Origin of the sequence: Gordonia sp. KTR9, assembly GCF_000143885.2 — a bacterium.
In the GTDB taxonomy this organism is placed as follows: Bacteria; Actinomycetota; Actinomycetes; order Mycobacteriales; family Mycobacteriaceae; genus Gordonia.
This window is the reverse complement of sequence record NC_018583.1, coordinates 101,342-123,056: the sequence shown is the minus strand read 5'-3', so window position 1 is coordinate 123,056 and position 21,715 is coordinate 101,342. Positions and strand designations below refer to the sequence as shown.

Sequence of the window (21,715 nt, the reverse complement as noted above, 5' to 3'; positions counted from 1 at the left end):
ATGAAAAGCACCATGCAGGAGGTGCCGATGACAGTGTCATCGATACTGCGTCACGTCGCAACCAATCATACTGATAGGCAGGTGATTACTTATTCCGCGAGCGACTCTGCCCGGTACGCAACCTACGGCGATCTCGAAGAGCGATGCGCACGTCTGGCGAATGCTCTGCGCCGGGTCGGCGTGGTCGGCGACGACCGCGTGGCAACCATGCTGTGGAACAACCAGGAGCACCTCGAAGCGTACGCTGCGGTACCCGCGATGGGCGCGGTGCTGCATACGCTGAACATCCGGTTGTCACCGGCTCAGCTGCAGTTCATCGCGAACCACGCCGAAGACAAGGTCATCATTGTGGACGGGTCGCTGGTGCCGTTGTTGGCGGCGGTCTTACCGGGCTTGGCGACGGTTCGGGTTGTGTTCGTTACCGGCGACGGCGACACCTCCCCGCTCGACGGCCACGGCGTGACCGTGATGCGATACCATGACGCGCTCGCAGCAGAATCACCAATGTTCTCTTGGGTCGATCCCGACGAGCGGTCGGCTGCGGGTATGTGTTACACGAGCGGCACTACAGGCGATCCCAAGGGGGTCGTCTACAGTCATCGCTCGGTGTTTCTGCACTCCATTGCAGCGTGTACTGGTAACGCTCTGGCGATCGCAGAAGCCGATCGTGTACTTCCCGTCGTGCCGATGTTTCATGCCAGCGCCTGGGGTCTGCCCTACGCGTCGCTGATGGCCGGCGCGGACTTGCTCATGCCTGATCGATACCTTCAAGCGGCGCCGCTCGCCGACTTGATCCAACAGCATCGCCCCACGAAGGCAGGAGCAGTACCGACAATCTGGAACGATCTTCTTCAGTACGGTATCGCGAATCCGGGTGTCGACTTGTCATCAATCGACCTTGTCGCCTGTGGTGGAGCTCCTGTCCCGCAGTCGTTGATCGAAGGGTTTGCGGACCGCTTCGGCGTACAGATTATCCAGGCGTGGGGCATGACTGAGACGTCCCCGCTTGCAGCGGTAAGTCGGCCTCCCGCCGGGATCAGCCCCACAAAGGAAATGTCGTACCGCAAGCGACAGGGACGGGCAATTTGCGGGGTGGAGATGCGCCTCATCGACGAGGGCGGCCTGCCGGTTCCCCGTGACGACAAGTCCGTCGGCGAACTCGAAGTGCGGGGTCCGTGGGTCACAGGCAGCTACTACCGGCTCGAGGACGCCGAGAGGTTTCGGGATGGCTGGTTGCGGACCGGAGACGTGGGACACATCAGCCCGGACGGGTACCTGACGCTGACCGACAGGTCCAAGGACGTCATCAAGTCAGGGGGCGAATGGATCTCGTCAGTGGAGCTCGAGAACTGGATCATGTCGCACCCAGATGTCGCCGAGGCCGCGGTTGTCGCGATGCCCGACCCCCGGTGGCAGGAAACAGCTCTCGCCGTGGTGGTTCCGGTACCGGGTCGCAAGGTGTCGGCTGACACGCTTCACGAGTGGTGCCTAAGAAATTGCCCGGAGGAGATCCCACACTGGTGGATCCCGAAGAACTGGACGTTCGTGGAGCAGGTACCGCGTACGAGCGTGGGCAAGTTCGATAAGAAGGTGTTACGCGCGAAGCATGAGCAGGGCGAGCTGCCGGTTGTATCGAATTAGCGCCGCTATAGGGCGCAAGTGTGCCCACCGAACGTCGTCAGCGTTCGGTGGGCACACTTCTATAGAAGCAATGCATTTGCCGATGGGGACTGCTGCACGGATAGGTGACAGTTTGGGTGTCATGCCGCGGCAGCGGCGGTGTTGATCATTGCTTCGAACTCGACAGGCGTCAACCGACCGAGGCGGGCTTGCCGGCGCCGGCGGCGGTAGGTCCGTTCGATCCAGGTGACGATCGCGATCCGAAGCTGCTCGCGGGTGTCCCAGCGTTGGCGGTCGAGCACGTTGCGTTGCAGGAGTGCGAAGAAACTCTCCATCGCTGCGTTGTCCCCGCACGCTCCGACTTTGCCCATCGACCCCGTGAGTCCATGAGTGTTCAAGGCGTGTACGAATTTTCGCGATCGGAATTGGGCGCGTTCAATCGGTCGATGCAACACTGGGTTGTTGTAGCGAGTGTAGTTGTTCGCCAAAGACTTCGGCGGGAGTTTTCCATCCAAGGACTTTTCTAGGACGGTTGTTGAGGGTGTAGGCGATGGCCTCGAGGTCCTCAGCTGACCACCGCGACAGATCAGTTCCCTTAGGAAAATATTGGCGCAGAACACCATTGGTGTTCTCGTTGGATGGTCGCTGCCACGGTGAGTGCGGATCGGCGAAGAACACCTGCGTTCCGGTGTCCATCGCGAACTGGGCGTGAGCGGACAGTTCCTTGCCGCGATCCCACGTCAACGTTTTGCGCAACTGCTGCGGCAGCGCGGCGATCGACGCTGTCAGTCCTGCATTCATCGCGATGGCACCGTAGCCACCGAGTGCGGGCCCGTTCTTCACAGGCGGCTGCTCACCCCAGCCCTGCTGGCGTGGCAGATGCACCAGAAGTGTTGCACGACTACGACGTTCAACGATCGTGCCGATCGCCGATCTCCCAGTTCCGATAATCAGATCACCCTCCCAGTGCCCGGGGACGGCACGGTCCTCGGCCTCGGCAGGGCGCTGACTGAACACGACATCGGAGGTGACGTGACCCTGCGGCTTGTTGCGCGAGCGGGCCCGCGGCTCCCTCAGTGCACGTCCGGTGCGCAGGCACGCGACCAGCTCACGTTTGAGCGCGCCGCGGCCCTCGATGAACAGGGACTGGTAGATCGCCTCGTGACTGATACGCATGGATTCATCATCGGGGAAGTCGACCTTCAAACGCTGGGAGATCTGCTCTGGACTCCACGCCAGCGACCACCGCCGGTTGGCCCGGTGCGGTTTGTTAAGCCCCTTCCATGGCGGTGGCGTGGGGCCCGCAGCGATCGTGCCATCGGGACGGCGGACAACGCCGGCCAGGCGGTCCTGTACGTACTCCCGCAACTCGACGTGGGCCACGAGCTTCGCTGTTTTCGGGCGCTTGGCGGCCTGCTGGGCTTTCCACTGCGCCACCAACGCCCGATACTCGAGCTTCCCGCTCCTGGTTGCGGCGTTGCGCCGTAGCTCACGCGAGATCGTGGCCGGACTCCGCCCGATCCACCGTGCGATCTCACGCACCCCACGATCCTGGGCGCGTAGCAGCGCGATCTCTTCCCGTTCGGCGAAGGATAGATAGCGGCCCGAAGGCTCATCCAGACTCAGCGGCCTCATGCCGCCAGCGTGGCGGAACCAGCGTGTACCCACCGGCACCGACACACCGACAGCGATCGATGCCTGTGCCGTGCTCACCCCCGTCGCGACCACCCGCCAAAACTCACGTTGCACCTGCCGCGACGGCTCCGGCCGCCCCGGCGATCGCATCGCCGGCCGAAGTGCACGATCAGCACGCCACTGCCGACGAACACCTACCGCCACATCGCTGGTCCTCCGACTCCAGTCCGCCGTAGCCACCGCAAACACCTCCATGATCATGGTGTTGCGACGACCAGTTGAATCCGCCTTGCACTCCGCGGTCGGAGTGGTGGATCAGCCCGGCCACGTCGTGGCCGGCACGCGACCGTGCCCACAATCCCATGTTCAGGGCGTCGAGGGCGAGGTCGGTGTGCATGGTGGTCGAGACCTGCCAGCCGACGACCATCCGCGAGAACACGTCCAGGACGAACGCCGCGTACACCCAGCCCGAGTGGGTGCGGATGTAGGTCAGGTCCGCCACCCACAACGCGTTCGGTGCCGCCGCGGTGAACTGACGGTTGACCCGGTCAGCCGGCCGGGGTGTTTCAGCTCCCTCGCTGCGCGTGGTCTTGCGTGTCTTGAGTCTCGCTATCCCTTGCAGCCCGTCGGCTTTCATCAATCGCTCGACGGTGCAGCGGGCAGCACTATGGCCCTGTCTGCGCAATTGGGCATGCACCTTGCGGGCACCGTAGACGCCGAGGTTGTCGGCATGCACCGCGCGGACCTGGGTAAGGAGCTCCCGGTCACGCACCACACGAGGCGCCTCGGTCTTCTGGGGGCTCAGGTGGGCTCGTACCGTGGACGGAGCGATCTGGGCGGACGTATCGCGCAATGCCGCACAGATCGGATCGACTCCGTGTTCATCGCGGTGAGCCGCGACGAACTCCACGATCAGCGCTGTGGGCGGTCGATCTCCGCCGCAAAGAAAGCCGAAGCCTGCTTCAAGATCGTGTTCGCTCGCCGCAGTTCACGGTTCTCCCGCTCCAACGCCGCGATGCGGTCAGCGTCCTCACTCGTGGTGCCCGGGCGGACCCCGCCGTCGATCTCGGCCTGACGAACCCAATTGCGCAACGCCTCGGGATGGACTCCGAGCTGATCGGCGATCCGCTTGATCGCACCTCTCGACGAATCGGGATCTCGTCGCGCTTCACATGCCATCCGGGTGGCCCGGTCCTTGAGTTCCTCACTGTACTTGCGTGGTGCTGCCATGCTCTCCATCCTTCACAGGTTCGAGAGCCTCCGACAGACCCGGGGCGGTTCAGTGTCTTTCGATACCGACGCACCGTATGTTGACGACGCCTGAAAACTGACCCCCTGACGACGGGTGAATTTTGACCCCCCCCGTCTTGTTAGGAGGGTGATTTCAGTGGAGCAATGGGCAGAGATCCGCCGTTTGCATCGCAGTGAGGGTGTGCCGATCAGGGAGATCGCGCGCCGGTTGGGGGTGGCCCGCAACACCGTTCGTGCGGCGTTGGCTTCGGATACCGCGCCGAAGTACTCGCGGCCGGCGACGGGCTCGGCGGTCGACGCGTTCGAACCGCAGATCCGGGCGTTGCTGCGGGAGTATCCGACGATGCCGGCGACGGTGATCGCCGAGCGGGTTGGGTGGACGAGGTCGTTGACGGTCCTCAAAGACCGGGTCCGGGCTATTCGTCCAGAGTTTCGTGGGGTAGATCCAGCCGATCGGGTGATCTATCAGCCCGGCGGCTGTTCACAGTGGGATTTGTGGTTTCCGGACTACCGAATCCCTCTGAGCCACAATCAGTTCGCCATGCTACCGGTGTTGGTGATGACGTTGGCGTTCTCCCGGTACCGGTCGGCGGTGATGATCCCGTCTCGCCAGGGCGGAGACATCCTGACGGGAATGTGGCTGCTGCTGTCGCAACTGGGCGGGGTGACCCGCAAACTGGTGTGGGACCGCGAAGCCGCGATCGGCCCCAAGGGCACACCCACCGCGTTGGCGGCCGGCTTCGTGGGCACGTTGGGTACGCGGCTGGAGCTGGCGCCACCGCGAGACCCCGAGTACAAGGGCATGGTCGAACGCAACAACCGGTTCTTCGAGAGCTCGTTCCTGCCGGGCCGCCAGTTCAGCTCACCGGCCGATTTCACCGCCCAGTTCGATCGGTGGCTGGCCGATCATGCCAACACCCGAGTGGTGCGCGCGATCGGTGATCGACGCCCGTGTGACGTGTTCGCCGAGGACCTCGAGCAGATGACCGGCCTACCTCCGACCGCACCGCATATCGGCTTGAGTAGCCGGGTGCGACTCGGTCGCGACTACTACGTACGTGTAGCCGGCAATGACTATTCGGTGCACCCGTCGGTGATCGGTCGGTTCGTCGACATCACTGCCGACCTGCAGCAGGTGCGCATCCTCTGCGGCGAGGTCACCGTCGCCGACCACGCGCGCAGCTGGGCCAACCACGTCACCATCGCCGACCCTCAGCACGTGCGAGCAGCCAAAGAACTGCGCCGCGATTACCGCCGCCAAGACCTCGCCAACCGGGCCCGAAACGCCGCCCGCATCCGCGCCCACCCTGATGGCCACGAGGTGCCGATCCGGGCGTTACCGGACTACGACGAGCTGTTCGGGGTGAACTTTGCCACCCCGCCCCAAGCTCACCCGCCCACCACATCCACCAGCATTGAAAGGTGAAAGACTGTGTCCGACAATCAAACAGGTAAACAGATCGAGTTCGCGGCGCGGGCGTTGAAGATGCCAGCGATCCGCCGATGCTGGGCGGAATTGGCCGAGCGGGCCCGCACCGACAACTGGACCCACGAGCAGTACCTCGCAGCGATTCTTGACCGCCAGGTCAGCGAACGCGAAGCCAACGGCACCATGCTGCGGATCAGCGGCGCGCGCTTCCCTGCGGTCAAAACACTCGAGGACTTCAACTTCGACCACCTTCCAGGACTGCGTCGTGATGTGATCGCCCACCTGGCCACCAGCACCTGGATCGCCAAGAGCGACAACGTGATCCTTCTCGGACCACCCGGGGTGGGAAAAACCCACCTCGCGATCGCGCTCGGGATCAAAGCCGCACACAACGCCTACCCCGTGCTCTTCGACACCGCCACCGGATGGGCCACCCGCCTGACCGAGGCACACACCACCGGCCGCCTGGCCGCCGAACTCAAACGGCTCCGCCGCTACCGACTGATCATCATCGACGAGATCGGCTACCTCCCATTCGACTCCGACACCGCCAACCTGTTCTTCCAACTCATTGCCAGTCGCTACGAACAAGGCTCGATTCTGATCACCTCGAACATGCCATTCGGCCGTTGGGGCGAAGTCTTCGCCGACGACGTCGTCGCCGCCGCACTCATCGACCGCCTCGTCCATCACGCCGAGGTCATCGCTATCGACGGCGACTCCTACCGCACCAAAGCCCGACGAGAACTCGTCAACACCGACCAGTAACCACACCAAAGGGGGTCAAAATTCAACCGTCGATAAGGGGTCAGTTTTCAGCCGCCGTTGACACCGTAGACATCGGCGAAATGCGCTGAGATCTCGCCGGTTGTGAGGCCTTTGGCATACAGCGACAGCACTACCCGATCCACATCGGTGACGCGACGTTTGCTCTTACCGACAATTACCGGGTCGAAGGTGGCGTTGCGGTCGCGGGGCACCTCGATGGGCACCTGCCCGCACGCGTCGGTCAGGACCCGTTTCGTGCGCGTGCCGTTGCGTGAATTGCCGGTGTTGCGGCCGGCCACGTCATGTTTGTCATAGCCAAGATGTTCGGTCATCTCTTCATCGAGCGCGGCTTCGAGCACGCTCTTGGTCAGCGCTTTGAGCAGCCCGTCAGGACCGGTCAGAGCCACTCCCTGAGCGCGTGAGCTACGTACCAGATCGCTCACCAAAGCCTGCTCGGCCTTCGAGAGCTCACGCACCGCATCCGCGGTGGTGACATCGTGTTCCTGACCGGTCTGAACCGGCCCTGCCACCGGGGCATCCACGCCCCCGATTGTGTCGGTCATCGTCGTGATTCCTCCTGCCCCACGCCGGGGGCGATCAAAACCACTTACACCGAATCAGCGACAGTCCCCAACGCCGCGACGGGCCCTCCTGCGAGTTCTACCAGCGTCAACGACGCGAGGGGCGCTCGCACGTGGGTCGGGTGTGGTGCCGCGGCCGACCGTCGAGCGGGTGTCAGTCGATGAGGTGGGCGCGATGGCTGGATGACTGGCGGGGCCGGTCAGATCTCGGCACGTGCGTGCGTACTAGCGGGACGCTGGATGCGTGTCGGTTCGGGTACTCGGCCACCAGCTTGCTCTGCCGACAAGTGTGGCGATGGTCGGCACGACGATGGTGCGGACGATGAAGGTGTCGAGCAGCAGGCCGATGCCGATGATGAGTCCGACCTGGGTCATGATCGAGATGGATCCGGCCATGAGTCCGAACATGCTGGCAGCGAAGATGAGGCCGGCCGAGGTGATGACTGATCCGGTGTTGGTGACGGTTCTCAGGACGCCGATGCGGATGTTGTTTTGGGATTCTTCGCGTAGGCGAGAGATGAGAAGCATGTTGTAGTCGGCGCCGACCGCGACGAGGACTATGAAGGCCAGTAGTGGTACGGGCCAGGCGATGTCGGTTTTGAGGATGTGTTGAAAGATCAGGACGCCGATACCCAGTGCCGCGGTGTAGTTGAGTATGACGGTGCCCAGAAGGTATAGCGGCGCGATGAGTGCTCGGAGTAGGAGTATCAGGATCAGGCCGACGATGGTGAGGGTGGCCAACGCTAGGAGTCGGAAGTCTTCGGTGAGTAGACGTTGCAGATCGGCGTTGATGGCGGGGAACCCGGCTGTCGCGATGTTGGAGTCCTGCAGGGTTGTGTTCGGTCTGGCGGCGAGTGCGACATCGGTGATTGTGTCGGCCAGTTGCATGGCCTCGGTGCTGTAGGGGTCGAAGCTGGTTTGTATTGCGTAGCGCACGGTATGGCCGTCGGGCGAGACGAACTGGCGAGCGACGTCGACGAAACGGCGGTCTGCGTTGGCCTGAGGTGGGAGGTAGAAGCCGGTTGCTGAGTTTGTTCCGGCGGTCTCGCGGGCGGAGGTTTGTAGTTGTGTGGCTAGCGCGGCCATCCCGGCGAGTTGTTGAAGGTTGCTGTCGATCAGCGCGGATACACCGGCGGCGAGTTGGCGTGATCCCGCCGCGAGTTGACTGATACCTGTTTGCAGTTGGGTGAGCTTGCCGGGAAGGTCTTGGCTGCTGATGCTTCCCAGCGTGGAGCCCAGTGAGTTGACGGTGGAAGTGAGTTGGTCGGTGACTGTTGAGATCGGTGTATCCAGCTGCGCGAGTTGTGTTGACAGCGTGGCGATCTGGTCGAGGGTCCCGTTGCTCAGTAGGGCGTCGAGATTGCGGGTCTGCGCGCGCAGAGCTGCGCACTGCGGGACTTGGGTGCACCAGGGCGCATTATCGAGGATGGGCAGGATCGAGGTCACTGTTGCCAGGGCTGCAGATGTTTGGCGGGTGAGCGCGGCCAGCTGTGGGGCATTCTGAGAAGCGCGATCGAGCGCTGGTGCAGATGCGGCGAGTTGGCGTAGTAGTGGCTGGTACTGCTGAATTTGCTGCCCGGCTGTGCTTGCCTGATCGAGGATGCCGGCCAGGGGGGCCAAGTTGGTGCGTACCTGGGTGTCGAGCTGAGTAAGCCCGTCGGCGAGTTGGAATGCGCCTGTACGGAGCTGTTCGAGGTCACCGCGGCGGTTCTGGCCATCGTCGACCGCACCCGCCAGCCGGTTCCCGATCTGGCCGTTCTGCCAGGACAGCTCGGCTTGCTCGAGCTTGTCCCCGGTGGGACGGGTAACGCCGATGACTCGAGTCACTCCGGGGATCTGGGATACACGTGAGGCCATTTGCTCAAGATCGGCCAGCCCGCTGGCAGTACGGAGATCGATCGGTGCATCTACGACGAGGAACTCGGTGATAGTGACGTCTTGAGGGAAATGACGGTCGAGCAACGCGTAGCCTTCGTTGCTGTCGGTTGTCGCGGGTTGCCCCTCACGATCGTCGAAGGTGATCTGGATGCCCGTCGCGAAGACGCTAAGCACGATTAGCCCGACCAGGGTTAGTGCCAGCAGCGGCACAGGACGCCGCACGACGAGCACGGCGACGCGATTCCAGTACTTTCGGGTCAGATCTCGCCTGGGTGCGCCCCAGCCGAATCGTGCCGCCCACAGCAACACCGGTGGTAGCAGGGTGACCGTGGCGAGGAATCCGATGAGGATGGCGATCGCGCATGCCGGACCCAAGGTGGAGAACACGCTCAGCTGACCAAAGACCATCGCCAAAAAGGCCAGCGCCACCGTGGCAGCTGAAGCCAGGATGACCCGTCCGATAGTTGCTGTCGCGTCCACGAGCGCAACCTCGGTGGTGGCGTCCTGGCGTAGCCGTTCGTGATAGCGACTGATGAAGAAGACTGAGTAGTCGACCCCGGCTCCGAGCAGGATGACGGTCATGAACGCGACGGTGAACTGCGATACCGGCATACCGAGTTCGCCGAGTGCGGACAAGATGCCACGGCCCACGCCGAGGCTGACACCGATCACCAACAACGGCACCAGCGCGGTGAACAGCGATCGGTAAACGATCAACAGAATGATCGCGATAAGCGCCACCGTCGCCAGAGTGATCACGACTAAATCGCTTTCAGCACTGACGATCTGGTCACTGAAAGTGGCTGTCGGCCCGGTGACATGGACAGTGGTGCCCGTACCGTCAAACACGCGCTGCGCGGTTTGGCGCACGGTCTCCACAGCATGCGTGGCCGTTGGCCCTCCCAATGTTCCGGTGACCCCGACAGGCAGGTACCAGGCTTGCCCGTCCTCACTCAAGGCTTGGCCGGCCGTCGTCGGATCGGAAAGCAAATCCCGCACTGACTGCACATCGTCGAAATTTTCGCGCAGCTGCAGAACGAGCATGTCGTAGCGTTCCCGCGCCACGTCGGTGAACCCGTTCGGGTTCTCCATGGTCACGAAAACAGTGGTCTTGGCGCCCTTCTCACCGAACGCACCACCCATCTGATCGAGTGCTTGAAACGATGGAACCCCAGCAGGGATCGGATCAACAGACTGCTGCCGCACCACCGTCTCCAGCTGGGGAAACAGAATCGCCAAGACGATACCCACAGCCACCCACGCCCCGATGACGAGGAATCTGTGCGCCAAGGTGAACCGTGCCAACCGCCCCAATGTCGTGCTGTACTCGCTGCGTTCCGCCAACCGGCGCGCCGCCAAGCGCCCACCACTTGGACGTTGGACCACCATATGCAGCACCTCACCCTCGACCCAGCCCGTCTACGAAACCGACGGTATCGTTACGGTACTAGCAGTACCGTAGATGGGGAAGGAGGTCAGGAGGTTTGGTGTCGCCGGTGGGCCATGAGGAAATCGTCGACAAGCTGTTCGAGATCGCCAACGGTCATCGACCGAATGCCCGTGAGCTTGGCAAAGATCAGCGGGCCCGCGAGCTGGGTGACAGCCATGGTCAAATCGAAGTTGTCGAGCTCAGCCGTGGCCACGTCACTCGTCAAAACTCGATCGAATGGTTCTCGATACTGCTCGACGACTCGACGACGCAGTGGCGCGAGCGCGTTCTGATCCCCGTCGGATTGCCCGGATTGCCGGGGCTGCTCGGGAAGCATTGCCAACCATGCCAGCGTCGTCAACTGCAGCGGTGCATGCTCAATAAGCTCAGCCTGCCGCTGCATCAGCTTCAGCAGGTCATCACGGATCGACGTCGTCGTCTCGGGGGTCTCGGCCTGAGGCAACAATCGCTCGAAGGCAGCCGCCACCAGATCTGTGGAGCTCTCGAAGTGACGATACAAGGTGGTGCGAGCAACACGAGACAGTCGAGTGACCGCCTCCACGGTAACGGCTTCGACCCCGCCACTGTTCAGCAAGGTCACCGCAGCATCCAACAAACGCTGACGCGACCGAACCCGCCTCGGGTCAACATCGTCGAAATCGATGGTTTCCACCCTGGCCACTCCCTACGAAACCAAATCAAGAACCTCTGACTGCACACCAATACCGTCGGTAACAGAACGAAACTGCCAGTGGCGGTACCGATGGAAGGCTCGAGGGGGGCCTTATGAGTGCCGCCACGACTGTGGCACTGTCGTCAACAGTACCGTCTGTAGCGCTCCGCTACTAAGATGAGCGGCGACCAAGGATGATCCCCCATGACAGCCAGCAGTCAGGATTGTGAAATGCGCTCCGTTTGTGTGAGCAGTTCTGCCGCGTGCGTGACACAGGGCGGACCACCCGTACGAAGGGGATCAGACGGCGTCGAGGCGAGTGGCGAATCCAGGGTCGCCTAAGGGCCTGTCCCTATGGAATCGAACGCCTACTGTGGCTGCAGCGCCGTCTATGATCCCCCACGAGGTCTGGCACAGGTGCGCGGCAAACATGTCCCTGCTCATTCCATTCTGCCGACCGTGATCGATCCACCACTGGGTCGCTGATAGGCCAGCCCCCAGAATGGAGGCTACTGCTACGGCGACGGGGGACTCCTCGGCATCGACCTCTCGGAGGCCACGAGCGAACTCGTCGGAAATAATCTCCATTGCCGATCTCAGCTGATCTGCGGCCCCACCCTCGCCGGACTCAGAGTACTGGAACATGTGGTTCGTCATGAGGAAACGGACGACCGCTGGATGTTCATCAACCAAGGATACGTATGCGGACACCGCTGAACGGAAAAGTTCGTCGACGGTGCTGTCTGCCTGTCCGGAGAGCAGAGTTGACTGCGCTGACTCCCACATCATAGAACCCAGACGGGCTGCCACGGCGGAGTAGAGCCCAGCCCTGTCACCGAAATGGCGGTAGAGCTTAGGCTTCGACGCACCAGCCTCTTCCGCAAAATCGTCCATGCTCACGGCATCGCCGAACTTTTCGATCGCGCGTATCGCTGCATCGACGAGTTCAGCTTTGACGACGGCGCGGTGGTCGTCCCAGCGCGTGCTTCGAGCGTCGCGCACACGTCGCTGCACTTTCACCGGGGCCGCGGAGATGCGACGGACTACAGACATGACCTCCTACGTTATCAGGATGGCTGACTTGTCGCGCCAGTGACGCACTAGCCAGTGAACATGGGTTGGGTCGACGAGACCCGCGTCAGGCGGATTTGTCTAATCTGGCCACGGCTGAATTGAAGTCTTCGACGGCCTCTAGGTTGGACATGTGACCGACTTTGTCAAGAAGAGTGAATTCAAATAGAACGCCCTTCCGACCCAGGCGCGCTGCGAGATCCACTGAATGGGTCGCTGGGGTCAGTCTGTCGGCATCACCTACGATGACCGTCGCCGGCACCTCCAGCGAGTCAACCCCCTTACTGACGTCGATTGTCGCCAACACTGAACCCCACATCCCGCGCACCTGTGGTGGGCATCGCAACACGATGTCGGCGCACTCGTCGACTACCTCGGCAGTCGCGCCCGGGCCCAGGGTTCCGTAACGAATCAGGCGGCGAGACAAACGCGTCCCCTGCATCTCGGGTCCGGCGACTGCAAGACTGGCCGCGAAGGCCCGCTCAAGTCTCGGTCGTAGCTGTCGGGGAACCTTGAGCAATGTAGACCGATCCACCAACTGTGATGGCCCGGTGCTTGCCAGTACTACTCCGCGGGCCAGCTCCGAAACCGAGGCGGGGTACTCAGCCGCCCAACTCATGATGGACATGCCTCCCATGCTGTGTCCGACCACGACAGCCTTGTCGGCGGGAGTCGCCACTGCCCGGACTACGGCCTCCATATCATCGGCCAAGAGCTTCGCCGAGAACGGTACCCGGCCCCGGTCGCTCAACCCGTGTCCGCGTTGGTCGTAGACCACCACCCGATGCGTCGCCGCGAACTGCTCGACCTGCGGACGCCAGAAACGTCCCTGACAAGCCCAGCCGTGACTAAAGACTAGGAGCGGAGCATCCCGGCCCGGACCGAATTCCTGAGCGAACAACTTGGTCCCGTCGGAGGAAAGGACCTCGAGGTCACGCGATCCTCGCGACGCACTCGCAAACTCAGAGGTCATCGAAGCTCACCGTGACAGAATCCGTCAGCGGAAGTGCCTGGCATGCGAGCCGTTCACCGTCGGCAACATCACCCTCAACGAGGATGTGGTTCTGGGCCATTTCTACATCACCCTCGACCAGCTTGCATACACACGCGCTGCAGGCTCCTTCTCGGCAGGAGTACGGGGCATTGTGGCCTTGGGCCAGTAGCACGTCGAGCAACGGCGTGTTGCGCGGCCACTCAGTCGTGATGGACTGCCCATTCAGATAGACCGTAGCGGTCGCCACACCGTCGTCGTCACCAAGCTGACGCATCGTGGCTGTATCGAACGGATCCCCGGTCAGTGACTGGAAGACTTCTCGATGTACCGAGGAGTGCTCGACACCGCAGGCCTCCGCCGACTTCTGCACCAGATCCATGAACGGCGCCGGACCACAGGTGAAGATCTGTGCACCGCGGTGCTCACGTATGGCGGACTCGACATTCTGAGGCGTCGGAATACCCATAGCCGACTCCAACCAATGGAAGACGGTGAAACGCTCAGGAAACTCGGAGACGATCTGCGTCAGTTGCCCCCCGTACATGATCGACTCGGCATCGCGGTTCGCGTAGAATAGTGTGACCTCGCCCCCGCCGCACACAAGTGCCGACTTAATCAGCGAAAAGACCGGAGTGATCCCACTTCCTCCTGCGAAGAATAGAAAATCAACGTCGAGATTCTTCGCCGTGAAATGCCCTGACGGCGGGAGGACGGTCAATTCCATTCCCGTAATCGCGTTATCGCACAGCCAGTTCGATGCGTAACCGTTCTCGGTCCGCTTGATGCCGATCTCGAGACGGAAGTCGTCGACGTGAGGCGAGCTGCTCAATGAGTAGCACCGTGCGACATGACCGGTCCGATCAGATGGGATCTTGACGGTGATGAATTGCCCTGGGGTATGCTTGAATTCCTCGACCATGGCGTCGGGGATTTCGAACGAAATGGTAACGGAGTCTTTCGTTTCCTGGATCACTTCCGAGACGGTTAAGGTGCGTGAGCGGGCCGCCGCGGCAGCCGGACGTGAATCGGGTTCGACGGTCACTTGAGGATCCCCTGTCTACGTGCGACCGCGTAACCCGCTCGTGTCAGTGGCGCCGCGATGTCCTGGTAGCGGGGACCGATCACCCGTGCCACGAAGTCGAAACCGCGGGCGTCCGCACCGATCAGCACTCGCGCTCTCTTCTTGTCCATACCTTTGAGGATTGTCGCCGCTGCTTTATCCGGGGTGCTTCGTGCGATCCTGTCGAACAGCGAGGCGACAGTCGCGGTGTCTGCCCCCATGGCGGAAACGCCTCGGGCATTGTTGACGATGTTGGTTTTTACACCCCCCGGGTGCACACATGTCACTGTGACCGGGTATCGACTGATTTTCATCTCCTGTCGGAGCGCCTCGGTGAAGCCTCTGACGCCGAATTTCGCGGCATTATAGGCGCTTTGGCTGGGGATTCCGATCAAGCCGAAGACGCTCGACGTGTTAATGAGATGTCCGTCCCCGGACGCGATCAGGTGAGGCAGAAACGCCTTCGACCCGTTAACGACTCCGCCAAAGTTGATGCCCATGAGCCAGTCGAAGTCTTCCCAGCTCATGTCGACCACGTCGACGCCCAAGGCCACGCCGGCGTTGTTGAACACCATGTCGACGTGGCCCGACTCTGACCGCACTCCGTCGGCATAGTCCTGAAAAGCAGCGCGGTCCGCAACGTCTAGTACGGCGGCGGTTACCGTTGCCCCATGCGTGGTGCGGCAAAGTTCTGCAGTCTCCTTCAAGTGCATCTCATCAATGTCGGACAGTGCCAGTGCGGCACCTCGCTCCGCCAACTGGAGTGCCAGAGACCGACCGATCCCTGACGCGGCACCGGTGATCACTGCCACCTTGCCGGTATAGTCATGCCGATTAGAACTGCTCACCGTCGTCCCACCATCTCTTCGAATCGTGTCTCTCCGTGCGTTCGGGCTCAGGCGATGTCGTACTCGGCGGGCTCGAAATCTTTCGTGGCGCGCCAGTACTGCCATGTGAAGCCCGGCCACACGGTCCGGTTGACGCCCTGCGAGTCGAGATACCAACTCGTGCAGCCGCCGTTGGTCCACACTCCCTTGGCCAGCTTCCGCTGGATGTCGGTGTTGAACTGTTCTTGCACGGACGGGCGTACGTCAACCTTCTCAGCGCCTCGGCTTTCTACTGTGTCGATGGCCTTCATGATGTATTTGATCTGTTGCTCGATCATGAACACCACTGAGTTGTGGCCGAGGCCCGTGTTGGGTCCGAGGAGGAAAAACAGGTTGGGAAAACCCTCGGTCGTGATGCCCAGGTGCGTGTTAATCCCCGTCTGATGCCAGTGGGACGGGAGATCCTCGCCAGTGGCACCTTTCAGGGCGAGCTGATCGAAACCATCAGTCACGTGAAAACCGGTCGCATAAATTATAACGTCCACGAGATGCTCGACACCGTCTGAAGAAATGATGGAATCAGCGGTCACCTTCTCAATCCGATCGCTGATGACAGTGGTGTTAGGTGCCGCAAGCGCCGGGTAATAGTCGTTTGACCCCAGAATCCGCTTACAGCCGATACGATACGACGGGGTCAGTTTCTTGCGCAATGCCGGATCAGAGATGGAGCGTTCAATGTTCCACCGAGCGACCTTTTCAATTGGCCGCATGAGGTTAGAGTGACCGTTGAGGCCGAAGGCCAGGCTCTCCGCACCCCAGTACACCGACCACCTGGCGATACGACGTGCAATCGGGAGTTTACTCAGAAGAGTCCGCAGGGCCGGCGGAACGGAGAAATTCTTGCGGGGTAGGACCCAGGCAGGGGTTCGCTGGAAGACCTTGAGGGACATGGCCTCCTTCTGCACGAAAGGTACAAACTGGATAGCGCTGGCACCAGTGCCGATCACGGCGACACGCTTGCCCTCCAGATCCACCGAATGATCCCACTGTGCGGAGTGAAACGCTTCGCCTTTAAAGTCCTCAATCCCCGAAATTTCGGGAAAATTGGGGATATGCAGCGCACCGACTCCTGACACCACGAACTGAGCAATGTACTCACGTCCGGACTCAGTACGCAGGTGCCACCGCGACTCCGACTCGCTCCAGTATCCAGAAACCAACTTCTGACCGAAATGAATCTTTTGTGTCACGCCACGCTTATCCGCGACATCCTGTAGATACCGCTCAATTTCTGGCTGTGACGACCACACCTTCGACCAGCTACCTCGACTCTCGAATGAGTACGAGTACATCAGCGACGGAACGTCACATGCACAGCCCGGATAGGTATTGTCGCGCCAGGTCCCACCGACGGAGCTTGCCTTCTCCAGAATCAGAAAATCGCTATACCCGCGACGTCTAAGCTGCGCGGCCATCCCGAGACCAGAGAACCCGCTTCCAATAATCAGAATCTTGGTCGAAATCGGGTCGTTGGTTGAATCCGTCTTGGCGGTTGCGCGCGAGGCGCGCCGGGTAGTCGATGATGCCATGTTTATGCTTTCTCCCTCGTAGGTTGGATCGCACAACACATCACCTGCGCACAGTGGCGGCAGGTGATCTGTTGAGGCGGAAGTGATCGCGAAGCCATCGAGAATGCTCCGCACAGGTCTAACTGATGTCGATCACGACGGCTCGGCCGCGTGAACGGAGATCAGCGAAGATCGTCGGGAAGGCTCCGCGTCGCACGCCACATGGCCATTGTGAACTTGCCTTCCAACATTCCCGCCTCATGGAAGAACCGAATCATGGGCTCCGACATAAATTGCAGGTTGGTCCGATAGTTTGGGCTGGTCTGCTGCGCCCACACGCCACGCCAGCGACTAATTCCCACTGCGGGGTACACTTTCGGATTAATGAGCAGCGGGTACGCCAGGTTCGCGATGACGGCAAGCACCCCTCGGTGCCAAGCGCGCGTCGCCTTACGACGACGCTGCATGCCTTCGATCATCTCCAGTCGCGCAAAGGTAATGTGACGGGCTTCCTCAAGGACGTGGATCTTCATGAGCTGGCGAAGCTGAGGCTGCATACTGGGGTCGTTCATCGCCTCGCGCTGGGCGCGGTCCAGGATTTCCTCGATCAACAGCGTAGCTCCAGACACCGACGGCCCGAGAGGGACGAAATGCAGGATCTTCGCGAAGCTCAAGAAGCCCTTAGGAAGCTTGTAGGGGGGCACGCCCGTCTTGTTGATGAGGCGCGCGAACATAGTGGAATGGCGGGACTCATCGCCGATCTCTGTCAACGCGTATAGAGACTTCTGATCGGTTAAAGCCCCCTTCGCCGACATGCGCAGAAGCGCTGAACTCAACAGATTCTCTGCGTAGATGCCGAAACTGAGGATGCTCACGATCTCATGGCGCCCCAACTCGCGACGCTGCTCCTCAGTCATCTTGTCCCACAGCCTGGTGCCGTATAGCGACACTCGATGCTCTGGCAGAAAGCACTTGCCTTCCTCCCAGGGCGACTCCCAGTCGATGTCGATCTCCGCGTCGTAGAACTTCTCCGCGGAAGACCGCAGCAATCGACCCGCAGATCGTTCCATGTCGACGGGCTTACGCCCGTTCACCCGAGCCATGCCCTCCTTCGAAAAGTCGGGGTTCATCTGGACATCCTGCACGGTCATGTCTTCTCCTCGGTCGTTCAAGGCTGGGAGTCGGGGCCTGGCGCCCAGTACCCATTACTCATAGTATCTGGTACTGCTAGTATCCACGAACTGCGATATTTGTCAACGCTCAGTGCGAAGAAGGTAGGACTGCATGTCTGACGACCATGACCTCGACTACTCCGGCGAAGGAACCCTGGTGTGCCGCGGGGCGGAGATCCATGTCGAAGCGAAGATCAAAGGCTATTTCCAGCCGCTGAACGGCCTGTACACCTGGTATGGCCGGATTCAGAAGAATGATGAGCTCGACGGGCTCCTGAAAGGCGCCCGCGCGATCGCTGTATTTACGACCCCCGAGGGCCGAGCGGAGTGTGTCGTCGGGGATCCCGACTTCTGGGGCCGATACCGCATCTCAGGCAAGAGCACTCCGCCATACCACCTGCCCACCACTCTCGAGGAAGTCGAGAACATGGTCGAGCACCACCACAAGTGACAACCATCCACCGCCGCACGGACATTCGCGAAACGGGTCCGCACGATTGGGTCGCCCACTTCAGGTCGAGAGGATATTGCACATGGTGAGTTCGTCTCCCATTCGAACCCGCCCGTCGAGAGGGGGCGAGAAACTCGGCGAGTACAGTCCGACCCTTGAGCGGGTTGCATGGTTTACCCTCCGCCGCAAGGGAATTGTGACGCTGGTCTGGCTCGGCGCCGCCATCGGCTTAGGCCTTCTCTTTCCTCAACTGGAGTCAGTGATACGGGAACAATCTGTGGATCCGATCCCGGCCGGAGTCCCGTCTTTTCAGACCTTGGACCGTATGGGTGCATCTTTCGACGAGCGCGGCGCCAAGACCACAGTATTCGTTGTGATGGAGAACAGTGCAGGCCTGTCCGACAACACCCGCGATCGATATCACGTGCTTGTCGACACCCTGCGGGCGGACGACAGGCACGTCATCGCTGTCCGGGACCTGCTGAGCGATCCCCTCACCGCAAGTCAGGCTCTCAGCAAAGACAAGCAAGCCTGGTATCTGCCCGTGGGAGTGGCCGGCACACTCGGGGGACCCGATACCGCGGAGGCGGTCGCAGCGGTGCGTGAGATCGCTGAGAGTATCTTTCGTGACAGTGGGACGACAGTCCGTGTGACAGGCCCGCCCGCGACCTTTAGCGACCAACTCGCCGTGGGCGAGTCGGATCTGGTCCTGATCACTGTTGCCACCGTGCTGCTGATCGCCGTGATCCTCCTGATCGTCTATCGTTCGGTCTTCACCGCGCTGATGCCGCTGCTTGTCGTGGGCATGAGCTTGGCTGTGGGTCGCGGAGTTCTATCTGGACTGGGCGAGCTGGGCATGCCGGTATCCCAGTTCACGTCAATGTTCATGACCGTCATCATCTTTGGTGCCGGAGTTGACTATTCGGTGTTCCTCATCAGCCGCTATCATGAAGGTATTCGAGCGGGTTACTCTCCTGATGTCGCTATCGCCCACGCGAATGCAACTATCGGCCGCGTGGTTCTAGCGTCGGCGGGCACTGTGGCCCTAGCGTTCCTGGCTATGGCCTTCGCCAAGCTCAGTGTGTTTAACACTTTGGGTCCGGCCTGCGCAATCGCCATAGCTTTCGCATTCTTGGCGACGGTGACATTGCTGCCCCTCGTACTCTCTTTCGCTGCCAAGAAAGGCGCCGGCCTTCCCCGCCGTGACCTGACGCGGGATTACTGGAGAAGAGTCGGAGTCATGGTTATCCGGCGGCCGGTCCCTCTGCTCGCGATCAGTGTGGTCGTGTTGATCGGCCTCGCCATGGTCGCCGCAACAATTCAGATCACCTACGACGATCGCGAGGGGCAGCCACCTGACACAGGGAGCAACGAAGGATACGCGCTTCTCAACCGCCACTTCCCGAAAGACATCATCATCTCAGAATTCTTGGTGGTGGAGTCCGAGAACGACATGCGCACGGCTCAAGGCCTTGCCGACCTCGACCAGCTAGCCTCCCGCGTCGCGCAGATTCCCGGCGTGACCAGGGTCATTGGCGTGACGCGGCCGACCGGTGAGAAGCTAGAGCAGGCGCAATTATCTTGGCAGAATGATCAGATCGGTACCAAGATCACCGAGGAGACCGGTGATGGACAGGCCCGCAAGGGTGATCTGGCCGTCCTGAAGACGGGGTCAGAGCAGCTCGCCGGAGGCCTGGCACTGTTAGAAGACCAGATATCCTCCAACCTCGCTCCGCTGTCGGGGTTGCTCGACGAGGTGTCGTCATTTGGCCCGCAGCTCGACGAGTATCGGCCGCTTGTGAACCAACTGGCGAACGCTGCCCCAAGGCTTAGACAGTTTTCCAAGCAAGCGCCCGAGCTGTCTCAACTCGCACGTCGGGCCCAGTCTGCGGCAGATGCGGTCGCGCCGGCGTTGTCCGCGTTAGACAATCCGTGGTGCCAGCAGATCGCGCAGTGCTCGGCACTGCGCGCGCAAATGGCCGACATCCGGGCACTCGCGGATGATCAGTCGCTTGGGAGGGTGGCTGACTTTGCCGCGCAGCTCGGCCGCGTGAGTGCGCCAGGCTCGACCAACATTGCACAGCTGCAGCGTTCTCTTCAAACGCTGGATTCTGCACTACAAGCCATCGGCGGACAGGACCTCGGGAACAGGCTCTCGCAACTCGAATCCGGCGTCGGCGCACTTGCCGACGGCGCGCGTCAGTTGTCGAACGGAGTCGGTGCTCTGGTGGACAGCAACCTTCAGCTACTCAGTGGACTGGCACAGGTCGCCGCACAGCTTCGGGCTCCCGCACGGGAGGTCGGCGATTCTGACTCGGCAACCGGCTTCTATCTCCCCGCGGATGCGTTCAAGGACCAGCAGTTCAGTCAGGTCGCTCGACAGTTCATCTCGTCCGACGGGAAAACCGTGCGCTATGCGGTACAGACCGCCTACGACCCATACTCTGCCGATGCAATGACGCTGGCGAACGAGCTGTCCAGCGTCGCCGAGAACGCGATGCCGAACACCACTCTGGAGGGCGGACGTGCTTCTGTTGCGGGCTTTCCTGCGATCAATGCCGACGTCCAGCGACTGTTGTCGTACGATTTCAAACTGCTCGGCATAGCCACCCTTCTCATCGTGGGTCTGATCCTGATGCTGCTGTTGCGGGCCGTCGTTGCACCTGTCTATCTCCTTGCAACCGTCGTCTTGAACTACATGGCGGCTCTCGGTATTGGTGTGCTCGTACTTCAACACATCCTCGGTGCCGGGATCGCCTGGCCCGTGCCACTGGTGTCGTTCATTGTCTTGGTGGCGGTGGGCGCCGACTACAACATGCTGCTGGTGTCACGGCTGAGAGAGGAAACGAGGTGGAGCGTGCGGGTCGGCGTAATGCGTACCGTCGCTTACACCGGGTCGGTCATCACCTCGGCTGGGTTGATATTCGCGGCCAGCATGTTTGGGCTGATGGTCGGGTCCATCGATGTGATGGTGCAAATCGGGTTCATCATCGGTGTCGGTTTGCTGCTCGACACGTTCCTGGTGCGGACCTTAGTAGTCCCGGCGCTAGCGGTGCTGCTGGGCACTGCGAGCTGGTGGCCGGGTGACATCGACCGTTTCCGGCTCGCCCCTTGACCATCGCAAAAGTCACGCGGACGGACCCATGGGGATCTGACAAGCGTCGGTCGCTGAATATCCCGACCATTCCGTCAACAGGTAGGAGGGGCATAAGCATGACGCAGCACCGTCGCCCGTGATAGATGAGTTGCGTCCTAATTCAAACGCTAGCTGCACTGACCTTGGTACGCGGCTGGCTGGTGGTTGAACC

At 61.3% G+C, this 21,715-nt stretch carries 16 protein-coding genes, 2 pseudogenes and 1 other annotated feature; of the genes and pseudogenes, 5 read left to right on the top strand and 13 right to left on the bottom strand.

Annotated features, from left to right (window positions below; translation table 11 throughout):
* The gene (locus KTR9_RS26160; protein ID WP_014928958.1) at nt 1-1,641 is read left to right on the top strand and encodes a long-chain fatty acid--CoA ligase; all 1,641 of its coding nucleotides are present in this window, start codon (nt 1-3) and stop codon (nt 1,639-1,641) included.
* Between the two features lie 119 nt (nt 1,642-1,760).
* Here KTR9_RS26160 and KTR9_RS28100 read toward each other — a convergent pair.
* The 4 genes and pseudogenes from KTR9_RS28100 to KTR9_RS26140 all read right to left on the bottom strand — a co-directional run.
* Nucleotides 1,761-2,051, bottom strand: a pseudogene (locus KTR9_RS28100) (IS3 family transposase); the annotation flags it as partial.
* A 4-nt stretch (nt 2,052-2,055) separates the two neighbouring features.
* Nucleotides 2,056-3,510: an IS30 family transposase gene (locus KTR9_RS26150; protein WP_078114170.1), complete on the bottom strand. Its 1,455-nt coding sequence runs from the start codon at nt 3,508-3,510 to the stop codon at nt 2,056-2,058.
* Complete coding sequence (locus tag KTR9_RS26145; RefSeq protein WP_014928955.1) at nt 3,425-4,165, bottom strand: IS3 family transposase; 741 nt, start codon at nt 4,163-4,165, stop codon at nt 3,425-3,427. Before KTR9_RS26145 ends, KTR9_RS26150 begins: the two co-directional genes overlap by 86 nt.
* Nucleotides 4,079-4,207: a sequence feature (AL1L pseudoknot), on the bottom strand. Its footprint overlaps the gene before it by 87 nt.
* A complete protein-coding gene (locus KTR9_RS26140; RefSeq protein ID WP_004022138.1) occupies nt 4,168-4,485 on the bottom strand; it encodes a transposase in 318 nt (105 codons plus the stop codon). Its footprint overlaps the feature before it by 40 nt.
* 148 nt (nt 4,486-4,633) lie before the next feature.
* Between KTR9_RS26140 and istA the strand changes: the two genes are divergently transcribed.
* Both istA and istB read left to right on the top strand, forming a co-directional pair.
* On the top strand, nt 4,634-5,932 hold the full coding sequence (istA, locus tag KTR9_RS26135; protein WP_165629285.1) for an IS21 family transposase: 1,299 nt from the start codon (nt 4,634-4,636) through the stop codon (nt 5,930-5,932).
* Between the two features lie 6 nt (nt 5,933-5,938).
* The gene (istB, locus tag KTR9_RS26130) at nt 5,939-6,703 is read left to right on the top strand and encodes an IS21-like element helper ATPase IstB (protein WP_004021756.1); all 765 of its coding nucleotides are present in this window, start codon (nt 5,939-5,941) and stop codon (nt 6,701-6,703) included.
* Between the two features lie 56 nt (nt 6,704-6,759).
* Here istB and KTR9_RS26125 read toward each other — a convergent pair.
* The 9 genes and pseudogenes from KTR9_RS26125 to KTR9_RS26085 all read right to left on the bottom strand — a co-directional run.
* Nucleotides 6,760-7,266, bottom strand: a pseudogene (locus tag KTR9_RS26125) (transposase); the annotation flags it as partial.
* 243 nt (nt 7,267-7,509) lie between these two features.
* Nucleotides 7,510-10,551 (bottom strand): MMPL/RND family transporter, encoded by a 3,042-nt coding sequence (locus tag KTR9_RS26120; protein ID WP_033206569.1) that lies wholly within the window; start codon nt 10,549-10,551, stop codon nt 7,510-7,512.
* An 86-nt stretch (nt 10,552-10,637) separates the two neighbouring features.
* Nucleotides 10,638-11,264, bottom strand: coding sequence for a TetR/AcrR family transcriptional regulator (locus tag KTR9_RS26115; protein ID WP_004021759.1), 627 nt, complete (start codon nt 11,262-11,264; stop codon nt 10,638-10,640).
* 300 nt (nt 11,265-11,564) lie between these two features.
* A complete protein-coding gene (locus tag KTR9_RS26110) occupies nt 11,565-12,317 on the bottom strand; it encodes a TetR/AcrR family transcriptional regulator (RefSeq protein WP_004021760.1) in 753 nt (250 codons plus the stop codon).
* An 85-nt stretch (nt 12,318-12,402) separates the two neighbouring features.
* On the bottom strand, nt 12,403-13,308 hold the full coding sequence (locus tag KTR9_RS26105; RefSeq protein ID WP_004021761.1) for an alpha/beta fold hydrolase: 906 nt from the start codon (nt 13,306-13,308) through the stop codon (nt 12,403-12,405).
* Nucleotides 13,298-14,371 (bottom strand): ferredoxin--NADP reductase, encoded by a 1,074-nt coding sequence (locus tag KTR9_RS26100; RefSeq protein WP_004021762.1) that lies wholly within the window; start codon nt 14,369-14,371, stop codon nt 13,298-13,300. The genes KTR9_RS26105 and KTR9_RS26100 overlap by 11 nt, the downstream gene beginning before the upstream one ends.
* Complete coding sequence (locus tag KTR9_RS26095; RefSeq protein ID WP_004021763.1) at nt 14,368-15,237, bottom strand: SDR family NAD(P)-dependent oxidoreductase; 870 nt, start codon at nt 15,235-15,237, stop codon at nt 14,368-14,370. The genes KTR9_RS26100 and KTR9_RS26095 overlap by 4 nt, the downstream gene beginning before the upstream one ends.
* A gap of 47 nt (nt 15,238-15,284) precedes the next feature.
* Nucleotides 15,285-16,805 carry a flavin-containing monooxygenase gene (locus KTR9_RS26090; protein WP_004021764.1) on the bottom strand — a complete coding sequence of 507 codons (1,521 nt, stop codon included), beginning with the start codon at nt 16,803-16,805 and terminating at the stop codon, nt 15,285-15,287.
* Between the two features lie 161 nt (nt 16,806-16,966).
* The gene (locus tag KTR9_RS26085) at nt 16,967-17,935 is read right to left on the bottom strand and encodes an AurF N-oxygenase family protein (protein WP_004021765.1); all 969 of its coding nucleotides are present in this window, start codon (nt 17,933-17,935) and stop codon (nt 16,967-16,969) included.
* Between the two features lie 133 nt (nt 17,936-18,068).
* On the opposite strand from KTR9_RS26085, the gene KTR9_RS26080 reads away from it, so the two are divergent.
* Entirely contained in the window at nt 18,069-18,407 is a 339-nt protein-coding gene (locus KTR9_RS26080; protein ID WP_004021766.1) for a DUF4873 domain-containing protein, read from the top strand.
* An 82-nt stretch (nt 18,408-18,489) separates the two neighbouring features.
* Nucleotides 18,490-21,522 carry an MMPL/RND family transporter gene (locus tag KTR9_RS26075; RefSeq protein ID WP_014928953.1) on the top strand — a complete coding sequence of 1,011 codons (3,033 nt, stop codon included), beginning with the start codon at nt 18,490-18,492 and terminating at the stop codon, nt 21,520-21,522.
* Nucleotides 21,523-21,715 lie beyond the last annotated feature (193 nt).

Coding starts and splice junctions, on each gene's coding strand:
- KTR9_RS26075 (WP_014928953.1), top strand. CDS start 18,490: ATGGTGAGTTCGTCTCCCATTCGAACCCGCCCGTCGAGAGGGGGCGAG.
- KTR9_RS26160 (WP_014928958.1), top strand. CDS start 1: ATGAAAAGCACCATGCAGGAGGTGCCGATGACAGTGTCATCGATACTG.
- KTR9_RS26140 (WP_004022138.1), bottom strand. CDS start 4,485: ATGGCAGCACCACGCAAGTACAGTGAGGAACTCAAGGACCGGGCCACC.
- KTR9_RS26150 (WP_078114170.1), bottom strand. CDS start 3,510: ATGGAGGTGTTTGCGGTGGCTACGGCGGACTGGAGTCGGAGGACCAGC.
- KTR9_RS26110 (WP_004021760.1), bottom strand. CDS start 12,317: ATGTCTGTAGTCCGTCGCATCTCCGCGGCCCCGGTGAAAGTGCAGCGA.
- KTR9_RS26080 (WP_004021766.1), top strand. CDS start 18,069: ATGTCTGACGACCATGACCTCGACTACTCCGGCGAAGGAACCCTGGTG.
- KTR9_RS26105 (WP_004021761.1), bottom strand. CDS start 13,308: ATGACCTCTGAGTTTGCGAGTGCGTCGCGAGGATCGCGTGACCTCGAG.
- KTR9_RS26120 (WP_033206569.1), bottom strand. CDS start 10,551: ATGGTGGTCCAACGTCCAAGTGGTGGGCGCTTGGCGGCGCGCCGGTTG.
- KTR9_RS26090 (WP_004021764.1), bottom strand. CDS start 16,805: ATGGCATCATCGACTACCCGGCGCGCCTCGCGCGCAACCGCCAAGACG.
- KTR9_RS26085 (WP_004021765.1), bottom strand. CDS start 17,935: ATGACCGTGCAGGATGTCCAGATGAACCCCGACTTTTCGAAGGAGGGC.